Below are 14,179 nucleotides of genomic sequence, written 5' to 3' on the forward strand. Positions count from 1 at the left end.
AGTAAAAATATTATAGTTAAAAATAGATTATTATATATAATAAAGAATATATTTCATTTGAAACTTTTTTCTAGGATTAATAATATAGGAGAACTTATGGCACATATTAAGATTTCATCACTCGGTGGAGTTGATGAAAACGGTAAAAATTCATACTTAATTGATATTGATAATGACTTATTTGTAATTAATGCAGGAGCAAAAATTCCCGTAAATTCAAAAAATGGAATTGATACGGTAATTCCTGATTACACTTACTTGGTTAAAAACCATAAACGTATCAAAGGGATTTTTATTACTGACACAAAAAATGATTCATTTTCATCATTACCTTGACTTTTAATGGATATTAAAAAAGTAGATATTTATTCAAGTCCATTTAACTGTTTGATCATTAAAAACCGGATCGAAAAATATAAAATCGGTCACGCTGATTATACAATTAATAAAATTACTAAACCAGTTAAGATTGGTAAAGTTTTAGTTAAACCAATTCCGCTTGCCGGCTCTATGCCTGGACTTAATGGTTTTGACTTTGAGACTGAAGATGGCCACATTATATTTATGTTTAACTATGTTAATGCCAATTTAGGTGTTTATGGTGAAACAAATCTTGAAAATATTAAAAAATATATTGGTACAAAGAAAGTACTTGCGCTTGTTTTAGACTCGGGAAAAGCAAATATTACCGGCTATGGTCGCGACAAAATTAAGTTGCCTGCTCAGGTAGCGAAAGTTTTTGAAAAAGCCAGAGATAATCAACGGATTATTGTTGGTGCTTACGACGAGGAAATGTATTCAATTTCTGAAATTCTTGACCTAGCAATTAAATACAAACGTCCTGTTATTACTTATGGAAAATCATATGGACAATTAATTTATTTAATTTCTAAAATTAATAAAGAACAAGAATTTCCTACTTTTATCGATTATAAAGAAGCAAATAAAACTGAAAACGCTGTGATTTTAGTTACAAGTACGGTTGAGCGTCTTTATCAAAGATTTTTGAGAATTGCCGATAAAAAAGATGTTTATTTACGATTAAAACGTAGCGATAACGTAATTATGTTAGCGCCACCAATTAATGGAATTGAGTCGCTTGCTGCCTACACATTAGATGAGGTGGCACGAATTAGTCCTAAATTAACTGATATTCCTGATAGTGAATTTCACTTACATCGTCCTTATGAAAAAGATATACTTGATACCGTTAATGTTCTTAATCCAACATATGTAATTCCAGTTATGGGATTGTATCGTTATATGATTGTGACGCAAAATAAAATTGTTGAAAACACTAAACTAAAACACAACAATGTTTTAATTTCGCAAAATGGAAAAATTCATCATTTTATTAATGGTGTTTTATCAAGTAGTAAGGGTAAAATTCCAGATATTGGCGATGCTATTATTGATGGTTTTGGAATTGGTGATGTTTCCACTGAAGTTATTAAAGAACGGGAAGTAATTGGTCAAAATGGTGTGATTGCAATTGCTTTACTATTTTCGAATGCAACTAAAGAAATTGTGGGCGATATTAATATTAATTACTATGGTGTAATTTCAAAATCACAAAAGAAAACAATAGATGAATTTATTAAGTCGATTATCATCCAAACTTTAACAGAAGAAACATTTTTAGGAATTAAGGAAGCGCAAGAGCGAATTCGTCGAATCGTCCGTAAAAAGATTTTTAAAATCACTGATAAAGAACCAATGGTTGTGGTTACATTTTATGGCGCCTAACAAATTTAATATATAATAGGTTACGTAATTATGAGAACAGAAAATAATAAATTTCTCACTTTCATTCAAAGTGTAGTTAATAGTAGATTTGTTAAAAGTCGAATTGTCCGCTTTATCTTTTTTGTGACGCTAAGTACCTTTTTATTGGTCTCGGCAATCGGAAAAAACGTTGAAGGTTTAGGTGTATTTCACGCATATACATTCGGCATGGTCTTTGGATATACTTCGTATCTTTGATATTTCATTATGTTTAGTTATGGAATTTGACTATTAATAGAAGTAAAAGTTTCACGTCACAAACGATTTTATTATGAATTTACAGGGCGGATCAAATTCGTAAGTATTGTACTATTTGTTTTAATGGTTGCACTATTTATCCAATTTGGTTTTGATGCACACGTTCGTAAAATGTGGTTTGGATTTGATCATGGTTTCTTTGTTAATACTAAAAAATGACACGCAACTTTTACCAATACAACAAATAGTATGTTTCCAAACACAAATATTTATGGAATGTTTTGAGCCGTTATTTATGATTTATTATGTCTAACAGGTAGCAACATTACCCCACTTATTGTAGCTTTACTTCTTGTTGCATATTTAGTTTTAATTGGAGTTTTTAAAAAACCATTTACATTATTATTTAATAAAGAATATAAACTTTTTAATAAATGATTGGCAAACACAAAAGTTAAAAAATCAACACAAAATAAACAAAAAGTATTGAAAAATGAAGAAAATGCTATTAATGAAATCAGCCAAAAAGAGGAAGCGATTACTGAAAATAAAGTAAGCAACTTAAACGAAGAACAACTTTCAATTACTAAAGAAGTTCTAAGAACAGAAGTTGATATTGACGATGAATCGGCAATTTCAGAAGAACCCGAAAAAAGTTATACATCCACTTTTTCATTTACTCAAGAAATTTCGAATGCGCAAAATACTGAAGATCAATACAGCGTCGAGTTCGAATTAACAAATAATCCATTTTGAGAAAAGAAAAAGGAAAAGAAATAAAGGAGAGTTATGAAGATAATTGAGAAAGAAAAATTTTCAGAATTTGTAGATCAAAATTTAAAAGAAAGAATTAGAAATGATGTATCAAAATTCTGAGACACCAACACCAAGCGAAAGAAATTCTTTTTTTCTATTTGACAATGATTTCTTTATGTTGCAATAGGCTTGGTGTCAGGTTTATTAATAGCTACAATTTCGTGGTTTGTTATTCAAAATTTTGATATTTTATTATTATGCGTATTTATAGTTTCGTTTGTTCTTTTTTCTGGCATATTGATACTAATTGCAATTCTTAAACGAAGAAGTTACTTACACGAATTAAGGAAATTAATTAATGAAAGAGAACTAGTTAAAGAAACATTTTGTTCTGATCCATTGATAGAACCTATTGTTCCAGAAGATGGGTTTGAAGAGTCGCGTGATATTCATGAGTTGTACGATTTTGAATTATCAAAATATGGTATTCCTTCAGATGCTATAGTATCAAAAAGCTGAGGGCACTACGAATTTAAATTAGGCTTTAAATTTGCAGATTTTATCGAGCTAAAAATTATGCAATATCGATGAGAAGAAAGCGATGGACAACGCACTCGCGAAGTATATTGTAATGTTGGGATTTTACAACATACCATTAATCTGAAAAATATTGATCAAGCAAATGATATTAATTATGCAATGTTTAGTAATTGAAAAACAAATATTAATCTTGAATCAAGCGAATTCAATAAGAAAGTTAAACTTAACGTTCCTGACGAAATTAAAGCAAGACTACTATTTACCCCAGTTATACAAGCAGAAATTTTAGATGGAATGAAAAATTCGCTTTTAAAACGAATTGCTGTTCGTAAATTTGACAATGTTGTGCGTGTTACATTCGCGCCATTAAATAAAAAACATTTAATTATTGAAGGTAAAAATTTTAATGATTTAGAATCATATGTTAAAACTACAGTGACAGATCTTAAAAGGGATGTTTATAGCATTATTGAGCTATTAAGATATTCAATTTATAACGGAAACCAAAAGAAATTTTCGTATAAATATCAAGAATAAAAAACAGCCAAATGGCTGTTTTTATATTCCTAAATAATCTTTTAAAATTTTGCGTTTTGACGAATTGTTTTTAAGTTTTCTTAAAATTTTGGTTTCAATTTGACGAATTCGTTCTTTTGTAACATTTTTTTCTTCCGCTAATTCATCAAGTGAGTGAATTCGGAAACGATTACCAAAGTCATCTACACCAACCCCATAACGTTTTTTAATTAATTCTTGTTCGTCATAATCAAGTGTTTCACTTAGTAATTCTTCAAGAATTACCGCTAATTCTTTTTTAGCAGAATAATCGATTGGATTAACTACATTTTCATCTTTAACAAAGTCGCTAAAGCTGGTGTCGTTTTCTTTACCAACATTTTTATCAAGACTAATTGGGTCGATGTTAATTTTTCGAATGTATTGTACTTTTTCTTCATCAAAGTCTTCGCCAATTGATTCGGCAATTTGTTTGTCGGTAGGTTGATAACCTAACTCTTGTTGTAATTCACGTTCGTGACGAATTACTTTGTTAATGGTTTCGACCATATGTACTGGTACCCGAATTGTTCTAGCTTGGTCGGCTACGGCACGAGTAATAGCTTGTCTAATTCATCATGTAGCGTAAGTTGAGAATTTATAACCACGAGTAAAGTCATATTTACTTACAGCTTTAATAATTCCGGCATTACCTTCAGAAATTAAATCGATAAAGCTTAGTCCCCGGTTTTTATATTTTTTGGCAATATTAATTACAAGTCTTAAGTTACGTTTAATTAAGGTTTCACGAGCACGTTTTCCACGAAGCCCACCTTTTTGAATGCGTTTTGATAATTCCTTTTCTTCTTCGGCAGTTAAAAGCTTTCCATACTTACCAATTCAACGCATATATCATTTAACAATATCGTTGGTTTCGGTAAGTTTATTAGTTAATTTATCGTTTTTAAACTTTTCTTCTTCATCGTCTTCGAGATTGATTCTTTCAGCATCGAAGTCATCAAAGTTATAGACTTCATCATCTTCTTCGTCTAATTCATCTAATTCTTCGCTTAGGCTGATTTCGTCGGTGTCGGGGTTGTAATCATCATTTGTTACTTCTTCTTCAAAATCTTCTTCGCTGACTTCTTTATCATCATCTTCATCAGTATATGGTTCAATAATTTTTTCCTTGATTAATTCATCAAAAAAACTATCTAGATGGTCATCATCTAGCTCAAGTTTTTTCTTATCAAGATATTCTATAACTGCTTCGTGACTTAGAAATTTAGCCTTCTTTTTGCCTTGAAGGTCTTTTTTCAAGTCAGTAATTAAGCCTTTAAATTCGTTTTTTGCCATTTTATCCTTTCGTTATTCCGAGAATATTTTAATATATCGGTTTGCTTGCTCTTGTTTTGCCTTTAAATCATTAATTTTTTTATGAATATTTTGTTTTAGTTGGGCGGTTGCTCCGCTTTTGATTGAGTTTTCGTATGCTATTTCAATTTGGTCGGTAATTGATTCAAGTAAGGCGCGCGAGTAAAGTTGTCAAAATTCTTTGTGAAGGTTATTGTCGGTATCCCCGTCGATAGCCTTTCAAAAAATACTGAAAATGTTTTGAATATCCTTTTTAGCGCCGTAAGTTTCTTCTATTTCTTCTAATTGATTTCTAGCTTCGATTCGCTCACTTGTTATTCCATCGCTTTGGTTGTTTAGGGTAATATTCGCCTTTATATTATCATAAAGTTTCATATAATCTTCTAAATATTCACCGGAAAAGGGATAACTAAGTGTATTATCATCAATTGTTTTTGCCAACAGGTTCATAAATTTAGGATTAAGTTTTAGAAATAACATTAATATTTTTTGAATTTTTATGTTGGTTTTTTTGATTATTTTCGCCCTAAATGGTTCAATATCAATGTATGTTGGGTAAACAACTTCCTTGGGTTTGGTAAATAAATTACGCGAGATTTTATATTCGTTTTCAATTAAAGCAACATAAAAATTAAAGATTTCTTTGGGTTCAAATTTTAAATAATTACCAAATTGTTTAACAAAATCGGTGATAGCGTATGAAACAATATTATCCTTGGAAATTTTGTGATAATCAAGTAAATACTTATAAAGTCAATCAATCGCTGTGCTGCGATTTTGGGTAAGTTCGATAAATTTTTCTTGTCCGATTTGATTAAGCAATTCATCAGGATCTAAATTTGTTGTATTGTTAACAATTTCAACCTTAAAGTTGTTTTTGACTAAAAAATCAACTGATTTGAATGTTGCTTTTCTTCCTGCTTCATCCCCATCAAGGAATAAAACAATTTTTGGAATGTGTTTTAAAAGGCGAAAATGATTTTCGGTTAATGCAGTACCCATTAGGGCAACGGCATTTTTAATGCCGGCACGGTGTAAGGCGATAACATCCATAAAACCTTCGGTCAAATACATTTCTTTTTCTTCAATTCCGATGATGTGTGCCCGTTCATAATTAAAAAGAATCCTATTTTTTTGAAAAACAGCACTTTCTTTAGAATTTATATATTTGGTTTGACCTTCTTCTAGACTTCTTGCACTATAACCAACGATATAACCAAATTCGTCTTTAATAGGGAAGAAAATCCGGTTTCAAAGAATGGCATTTCCTTTTTCATTCATTAATGAAGCTGCTTCTAAAAGATAGTCTTCATATTTTAGTTTTTCTTTTAACTCTTTAATAACATCATTACCATCGGCATAACCAATTTTAAAATAGTTAATAATTTGGTCGTCAATATGACGCGAGTATAAATAAGCTTTTGCTTGCTCATTGTTATGCAATTTAAAACGGAAAAATCTTGTTGCATCAATTAAACTATTGATCAATTCATATTGTTCTCTTGAGTAGTTATCAACTTCGATATTATCGTCTATTTGACTAAAATCTGCTGTAATATTTGCGCGTTGCGCTAATTTTTTAAGTGCAGCTACAAAGCTTATTTTGTCATATAACTCAACGAATTTAATTACATTTCCACCTGTGTTGCAAGCAAAACACTTAAAGATTTGTTTTGCTTCATTAATTGAAAGTGAAGGTTTCGAATCATCATGAAACGGACAAATTCCTAAATAATTACTTCCACTTTTTGATAATGAAATATTCTCGCTGACGACCTCAACAATATTATTTTTATCCTTAATTTCTTGAATTAATTGATTAGAATATTTCATTAATTTAGTCCCTTCTATTTGATGTATTGCAAAATATCTTTAATTGCGATTCGTTCTTGTTTCATCGAATCACGTTCACGAATGGTAACGCAATTATCATCTTTTGTATCATAATCGATTGTTATACAGTAGTAGGTTCCAATTGCATCTTGTCTGCGATAACGTTTACCAATGCTACCTGTTTCATCATAAGTAACACTAATATCATTTTTAGCAAGTAAATCGTAAATTGCTTGTGATTCTTGCGCTTGTTTTTTAACAAGTGGTAAAACTGCTACCCTGTAAGGAGCAAGTTTTTTATTGAATTTTAGAACAATTCGATCATCATTTGCTTGCTCTTTTTCAAATGCGTCGCAAATAATAGCGAGCATTAAACGATCAAGTCCCATTGATGGTTCGATTACAAAAGGTGTAATTTTTTGATTTTGTTCGTTAAGATAAGTTAAGTCTTCGCCAGTCGCTTTCATATGACTTGATAAGTCAAAATCACTCCGGTTGGCAACGCCTAAAAGTTCACCTCAACCAAATGGAAAATTATATTCAATATCAGTTGTGCCAAGTGAGTAGTGTGCTAATTCCTCTTTTGCGTGCGCTCTTAATCGAAAGTTTTTTTCGTTTACTCCCAAGTATTTTAGAAAAGCAACAGATTTATCAAGGTATTTCTTAAAAATTTGTTTTGCATCTGCTTTTTCACAAAAGACTTCGAGTTCTAATTGTTCAAATTCACGAGTACGGAAAATAAAGTTTCCTGGTGTGACTTCGTTACGGAACGACTTACCAAGTTGGGCTATCCCCATTGGTAATTTACTTCTGGTTGCGCGAAGCATATTTTTAAAATTAATAAAAATCCCTTGCGCTGTTTCTGGACGAAGGTAAACAAGTGATTTTTTATCTTCAACTACCCCTTGTTTTGTTTCGAACATTAAATTGAATTTGCGAATTGGTAGTCATTCACATTTGCTGCCATCATATTCTTTAATATGTGTTTTAATTCAATTGAACATTTCAGTTTCACTCATTGCTTCAGCGTTAATTTTGTCATCGAATTCACCAATTAGTTTATCTGCTCGATAACGTTTATTGTTAATTTTGTTTTCAATCAATGGATCATTAAAGTTCGAAACATGACCAGATGTTACTCAAACATCTTTGTGCATTAAAATTTTTGAGTCGAGTAAATAATTATTTGGTTCACTTAAAACATAGAATTTTTTTCATTCATTATAAATGTTTTGCTTAAGTAAGACACCAAGGTGTCCGTAATCTCATGTATTAGCTAGACCGCCATAAATTTGTGAGCCTTGAAAAACAAATCCTTGTACTTTTAAGTGACTAATTATTTCATTAATATCTTTGGTTTGTGCCATAACTACCACCTTCAAATCTATGTATTATTATATTATATTAACAATATTATTATTTAATTATATATGTGTATAATTTTTACTATATGGAAGTAAACACAAATGCGTATGGCTGAATTTATGAAATTGGTAACAATTTTATTAAAGTAAAATCAGGTGATTGGAAAGGAATTATCAAATATTGCGATATTACTGATTACAGCGAAATAAACATTGGTAAAATTTTTTCAGTGAATGAAAAAATTACTTTTCGTGTTTTAGAAGTGAAAGAAGCAGAAAAACGTTTTTTAGCTTCTTTCAAAGATTTACATATGAATTTTCAAAAAGATTTTGGAAGTTTTGAACTTAAGGAAACAGATAATGCGTTTAAGAATTTGTTAACATCAATCATTAAGGAGTATGATGAGTAACATTTTAATTAATTATCATAATGTTCCAGTTGCTTCAATTTTAGAAGCGAACGCCCCCAAGGTTTTAGAAGTGGCGAACGCAATTGAAAATTATACAATTGATGGTTTTGAATATTTATCGTTTAAAGATGTTATTTACGGTTACAACAAAAAAACATTCTTGATGTTAGCAGAAGAAGTTAAAAAAATTAATGAATTACAGATTAAAGATATTGTTGTAATTTGTTCTCCAATTGTTTGTAAGCAATTAGCTGCTGCGCTTGATTTTTTAATGAATAAGCATGTTCACAGTAAAAATACGATTAAAACGCATTTCATTTCTAATGGTGATTCAATTGATAAAATTAACGAAATTTCCAAGAAAATTCAACAAAAGCCATTCATTTTGATCAATTTTATGTTTTCAAAAAACAACTATCAAAAACACGTTTTTGAAATTTTTAATAATTTGTTAATTGCCTCACAAGGTAAATATAATTCAAAGAAATACATCTATTTTGCTGTTAAAACATCTGATCGCGAAAACTTTTATTTTGCTAAATATAAGAAGTTTAATGTTTTAGTTATTAACGAAAAATTTATGGAAAACTTTTCGTTTTTTTCCTATCCATCATTACTTATTTTGGCATTAAATCGTGTTAACGTCGAAGAGATTATTAAATCGGCAATTGAAGCAGATGCTGAATTTAATGAGCTAGATATTGATTTTAATGAATTGTTAAAATATGTCACTATTGTAAACGCTTTAAACCGTCAAACATTATCTTTTGGATATTTCGAAAACAAGAACGAACAGCTAATTGAATTCACTACGTCATTACTTTTAAATGTTTCTAAAAAGATTGTTATTCAACAAAAATATCCATTAGCATTTTATACAAATGTTAATTTAATGCGTAATGGTCTTTCAACCCTAGATCATATTTTTTCATTCAAAAATAAAATGTATGACTACGATGTTTACGATGATATTTATAACGAAGATAATTTAGCAAACATTAATACTTTAAGTATGAATAATATTCAAGACAGTATTAAAGAATCTACGATTGAAGTTAAAAGCAATTTTGGCAACACGCCAATTATTGAGTTTATTTTTGAGGATACAAGCAATAAAACATTGTCACATTTTATGGTTTTAATGCAACGAATTTGCATTTTACTAAGATATTTAGATGCAAAGAACCCATTTATTTAAAGGGTTGCATATTTTTTAATTTCTTTGTATTCAGGACAGTATTTTAAGACAACATTTCAAAATTTAGTTGAGTGATTTTGATGGAAATGGTGTGCTAGCTCATGAATGATTGTGGCATCAATAAATGCTATTTTTTGCTTACTTAAATTAAATGAATAAGCAATTTCGCGTCGATTAAACCAGTTTTTACCCCACAAGGTATTGGCGTTCATTAACTTGATTTTGTAGGCGGGTGTATTCATTATTGCTTCAAGTTCGCTTTGTCTTTTTGTAAGATACATCAATAGTTGATTAGCAATGTATTTATCAAGAACGGCGCGAATATTTGTGTTTTTACGCACGATACTAATGATTTTTTTATCATCAATTATTAATTTATTATCAATAACCTTAAAGGTATGAATTTCATCAAACAATGCAAATTCATTTTCTTTTAAATTAAGGAATTTTAATTTTTCCTGAGGAATTTTTTGTTGTCGTTTGATTAATTTTGGCGCATTTTTAAGAATCATTTGTGCCAGAAATTCTGGCGTATGCAAGCGATTATTGTATGAAACAACAAAATAATTTTCTTTAAATAATCTTAAGGTAATTTGTCAGACATTTTTATCTTTAAAATATATTGGAAAAGATAGCGAGTTTTCGCTATTTGATGACTGATAAATTAATTCAGATGGCAAAGGATTTAAGTGTTTGCTTGTATTGATATTGGTTAGAAGTCTAATTGAATCTTTTGGTAATTTCATAAAATCTCATTAAATCTTCATGGTTTGCAACTTGGTTTTTAATTTTTGTAATCACTTCTTTATATTTTTGGTCACCAATTTTTTTGAATTTGGTGTCAACAGCAGCATAAAAACTATCAAGTTCTTCTTTTAATTTTGATTCTTTAGCAAGAATTACGTGGTCTGGTTTGAATTTAATGTTTTCTCTTGTGATCTCGCAAAGCACAATAACTGAAAAAATAGGAAATGAATCATTTATGATTTTTTCAATATGTTCAATATGAACATCATTTTGTACAATAGGGTTTTTAATTGTGTAACTTAAACTGTTTTTAACGTTAAGTTTTTCAGCACTGGCATCGCCATAAATTGTGCCATTTATGCTTTTGATTTCAACAACTAACATTAAATCATTACCAATTAAAATTCCATCAATTTCAAAGTATTTCTTTTTCCCTTCATATTCGTACGCATAAACATTTGAAGGAATAAATGTCATATTGTGTTTCGATGCATAATCACTTAAAAATTGATTCACCCTTTTTTCGGCAACAATTCCCTTTTTGCGACGTGAATTAACGTTTTTCTTGTTAATAATCGCAAAAGCAATGATGCAAATTACAAATAAAAAGGTAATAATTGATCCAATAATAATTCCGGCTAACATATGAATATTATAATTGATGTTATTTAAATTAAACCAAAATAAATTATCAGATTAAAAGCAAAAAATAAAAAACATCAATATGATGTTTAATATTTAAAATCATTAATTCCTGGGAAGATTTGTTCACCTGGTTTATTGATGTTTCAGTAGTTTGTTTTTTTACGTTTTTCAATTCCCTTTTGTCTTCATGTTTCAAGACGATATCAAACTTGTGAAGCGATAAAGATTGAAGAATATGTTCCAACAGTTAATCCAATTAACATCGCAATGTTAAAAGTTAATCCGGTTGCATCTTTAAAGGCAAGAAGAACTAATACTGTAAGAATTGTTGTAAAAGATGTAAATAGTGAACGTTTGATTGTTTCGCCAATCGATTTATTAATGATTGTTTTAAGATCTTGTTTATTAATTATTTTTGTTGCATACTCGGTGTTTAGTGTTTCGCGAATCCGGTCAAAGATAACAATTGTGTCATTAATTGAAAACGCAACAATCGATAACATTGCGGCAATAATGATCGGTGAAAGCTCAAGTCTTAACACAACAAAACTACCAGCTACAAATAAGATGTCATGAAGTAGTGCGATAATTGCGGCGATTGAGTATGTTCAGCGCATTCTAATTAAGGTATAGATAATAATTCCAATAAATGAAATCCCAATCGATAGCATTACATTATTAACAATTTTAATTGATTCAGCTTGTGAAATTGAGTAGTTTGCAACTTTCAAATCAATAAATTTGTTGCCTAATATTTTTTCAAAACCATTGTTTGTCTTATCATTAAGGAATTCAATAATATCTTTTGCGGTTCTAATTTCAATTGCGTAGTTTGTTCCAGCCACATCTTTTTGGACAATTTTGGTATCGTTGGCAATATCAATACCACGACTTGCGAAAATTTTAATAACCTCATTTTTGATGTTTGTAGCGTTGCGGATGTTTAAATTATCATTTAATGGGATTTCGCCACCAGATGATTCGATTGAAACGATGCTTCCACCGCTAAAATCAACCGATAATTCGAATGCTCCAAATACATTCTTGTTAATAATGCTTAATACTACAAAGGCGACAATGGCAATTGCGATAATTGAAAATGAAACGATAAACATATAGTTTGAAACCTTAACATAATCAATTTTTTTGTAAAATGGTGTCTTTGGATTTTCGACTTGATGTTTTTGTTTTTTTCAAATTCCAAAGAGTCATGGACGTTTGTTGATAGTGGTAATGTTCACAAGTAATGTTGCTAGTAACTTGTTAAAAACAAGCATCACAAATAACGTAAACATAATTGAAATCATTAATGAAATTGAAAAACTTTTAACATTAATTGATCCAAAGAAGAAGAGTACGACAGTAATGATTAAGGTTGTGATATTAGCGTCTAAAATTGAAGACAAGGAGAAGCGATGCGAGTTCCTTGTTGCTTTGACTAAACTATCACCATTATAATGCTCGTTTTTGAGCCGCTCATATGTAATGATGTTAGCATCAACGCTTAATCCAATTCCAATAACTAAAGAAGCAATTGTGGCCGGTGAATATTCACCATTCAGTGCCGAGAATAGTAAAAGCGTTAGGAAAATGTATAAGGACATCGATAGGGTTGATAATACACCTAGTAAGCCATAGTTAGCAATCATAAAGACAGCAATTAAAATCAAAACTACAACACCAGCAATAATTGCGTGGTCAAAATTTGAAACGTTTGAACTATTAGGTGCAATAATTGAACTTGATATGAATTTTAAATCATATTTTGCCGTTCCATAGTTGATGTTAAGAGCAAGTTGGTTGGCTTCTTGGTTTGTAAATGAACCGGAAATGGTAAATGATTTACCGTGAAGTGGTTGGGAAACAGTGGCGCTTGAAATTAAGAAATTTTTAGCATTAAAAGCATTTTCTTTTAATAGTGGACGAATTACTTGTGAATAATCTTGTGCACCAGGCGGTGCTGTAATGGTTGGTGTCTCATTGACGTATACAAAGTTATATGGATTTTCTTTGGCATTTTTTCATTCTTTAGGAAAACTTGTTTTAGCGATTTGAACAAGGGTATCCAAATTAATTCACATTAAAATTGTTCGATCTTGTGTTTGCGACATATACTCGGTTGCCTTGGTTCATTCAACTTCATATCCGCCTTGACCATCATCTTTTAAATCAAGCGAAAGGTAGTTGCTACCATCTTGATTTAGTAGAGCTTTAACACTTCCTGATTGGATTGGTGGAGTATATTTTGATAAATTTTTATAGTCAATCTTGTTAGCAGGATCGCTAGAATCCTTAATTCTGTAATTGAATACTCCATCAATAAACAATGGTTGCATTTTCGTATCAGTCATTGTTAGTTGTGGTTTACTAATAATTTGATTAATAAATTCTTGGATTTGACTTTCGGAAATTGAACCATTTTTAGTAACACGAATTTTGCCATCACTACCAATTGTTGTTTTAATTCCGTTTAATCCATTACCACCATTTAGACGTGTATTAATAGATTCTGAAACAGTTTCAACTAAGGCTGGATCTACATCTTCAGGGTTAGCAGATTCTTTATTAACTACTTGTACAATTGCCTGAATTCCACCACCATATTCAATTGATTTATTAATGTTTTTTGAAACAAAAAACACACTGCCAAAGACAATCGAGATAATTGTGGTAATGAATGTTAATGATAGAATTACTCATCTTTTTCACGAGTTTAGACTAAAAAATTTCTTAATTTTATTCATGTACAAAATATTTTAACACATATATATAATAATTAATTCTTTATATGTTTTTAATATCCAATTCTGGCTTTACTAGTTATACAACCACAA

The 14,179-nt window shown here is 29.9% G+C and carries 11 protein-coding genes; 5 read left to right on the plus strand and 6 right to left on the minus strand.

Features of this window, described 5'->3' with window-relative positions; all coding sequences use genetic code 4:
- The first annotated feature begins 96 nt into the window (after positions 1-96).
- The 3 genes from NPA09_RS01180 to NPA09_RS01190 are packed head-to-tail and all read left to right on the plus strand — an operon-like array spanning position 97 to position 3,816.
- Entirely contained in the window at positions 97-1,746 is a 1,650-nt protein-coding gene (locus NPA09_RS01180) for a ribonuclease J (protein ID WP_129722096.1), read from the plus strand.
- A 30-nt stretch (positions 1,747-1,776) separates the two neighbouring features.
- A complete protein-coding gene (locus NPA09_RS01185; protein WP_129722093.1) occupies positions 1,777-2,763 on the plus strand; it encodes a hypothetical protein in 987 nt (328 codons plus the stop codon).
- Positions 2,764-2,772: 9 nt separating this feature from the next.
- Positions 2,773-3,816, plus strand: a complete 1,044-nt coding sequence (locus NPA09_RS01190) for a hypothetical protein (RefSeq protein ID WP_129722090.1) — start codon at positions 2,773-2,775, stop codon at positions 3,814-3,816.
- Between the two features lie 21 nt (positions 3,817-3,837).
- On the opposite strand, the gene NPA09_RS01195 is transcribed toward NPA09_RS01190, so the two are convergent.
- Genes NPA09_RS01195 through NPA09_RS01205 form a run of 3 tightly spaced genes read right to left on the minus strand, consistent with a single transcriptional unit; the run spans position 3,838 to position 8,348 of the window.
- Positions 3,838-5,130: an RNA polymerase sigma factor gene (locus NPA09_RS01195; RefSeq protein WP_129722087.1), complete on the minus strand. Its 1,293-nt coding sequence runs from the start codon at positions 5,128-5,130 to the stop codon at positions 3,838-3,840.
- 12 nt (positions 5,131-5,142) lie between these two features.
- Positions 5,143-6,981 (minus strand): DNA primase, encoded by a 1,839-nt coding sequence (gene dnaG / locus NPA09_RS01200; protein ID WP_256541846.1) that lies wholly within the window; start codon positions 6,979-6,981, stop codon positions 5,143-5,145.
- Positions 6,982-6,995: 14 nt separating this feature from the next.
- Positions 6,996-8,348 (minus strand): glycine--tRNA ligase, encoded by a 1,353-nt coding sequence (locus tag NPA09_RS01205; protein ID WP_129722081.1) that lies wholly within the window; start codon positions 8,346-8,348, stop codon positions 6,996-6,998.
- An 83-nt stretch (positions 8,349-8,431) separates the two neighbouring features.
- Here NPA09_RS01205 and NPA09_RS01210 point away from each other — a divergent pair, with 83 nt between their 5' ends.
- Together NPA09_RS01210 and NPA09_RS01215 are read left to right on the plus strand one after the other, a co-directional pair.
- Complete coding sequence (locus NPA09_RS01210; RefSeq protein ID WP_129722078.1) at positions 8,432-8,755, plus strand: S1 domain-containing protein; 324 nt, start codon at positions 8,432-8,434, stop codon at positions 8,753-8,755.
- Positions 8,748-9,953 (plus strand): hypothetical protein, encoded by a 1,206-nt coding sequence (locus NPA09_RS01215; protein ID WP_129722075.1) that lies wholly within the window; start codon positions 8,748-8,750, stop codon positions 9,951-9,953. The genes NPA09_RS01210 and NPA09_RS01215 overlap by 8 nt, the downstream gene beginning before the upstream one ends.
- Here NPA09_RS01215 and NPA09_RS01220 read toward each other — a convergent pair.
- The 3 genes from NPA09_RS01220 to secDF all read right to left on the minus strand — a co-directional run bounded on the left by NPA09_RS01220 (position 9,950) and on the right by secDF (position 14,089).
- Positions 9,950-10,699: a YgjP-like metallopeptidase domain-containing protein gene (locus NPA09_RS01220; protein ID WP_129722072.1), complete on the minus strand. Its 750-nt coding sequence runs from the start codon at positions 10,697-10,699 to the stop codon at positions 9,950-9,952. The two genes, NPA09_RS01215 and NPA09_RS01220, sit on opposite strands and share 4 nt — an antisense overlap.
- Positions 10,674-11,345 (minus strand): nuclease-related domain-containing protein, encoded by a 672-nt coding sequence (locus NPA09_RS01225; RefSeq protein WP_129722069.1) that lies wholly within the window; start codon positions 11,343-11,345, stop codon positions 10,674-10,676. The genes NPA09_RS01220 and NPA09_RS01225 overlap by 26 nt, the downstream gene beginning before the upstream one ends.
- Positions 11,346-11,431: 86 nt before the next feature.
- Positions 11,432-14,089: a protein translocase subunit SecDF gene (gene secDF, locus NPA09_RS01230; RefSeq protein ID WP_129722066.1), complete on the minus strand. Its 2,658-nt coding sequence runs from the start codon at positions 14,087-14,089 to the stop codon at positions 11,432-11,434.
- Positions 14,090-14,179 lie beyond the last annotated feature (90 nt).

The organism is Mycoplasmopsis equigenitalium, assembly GCF_024498255.1.
GTDB lineage: Bacteria > Bacillota_I > Bacilli_A > Mycoplasmatales > Metamycoplasmataceae > Mycoplasma_H > Mycoplasma_H equigenitalium.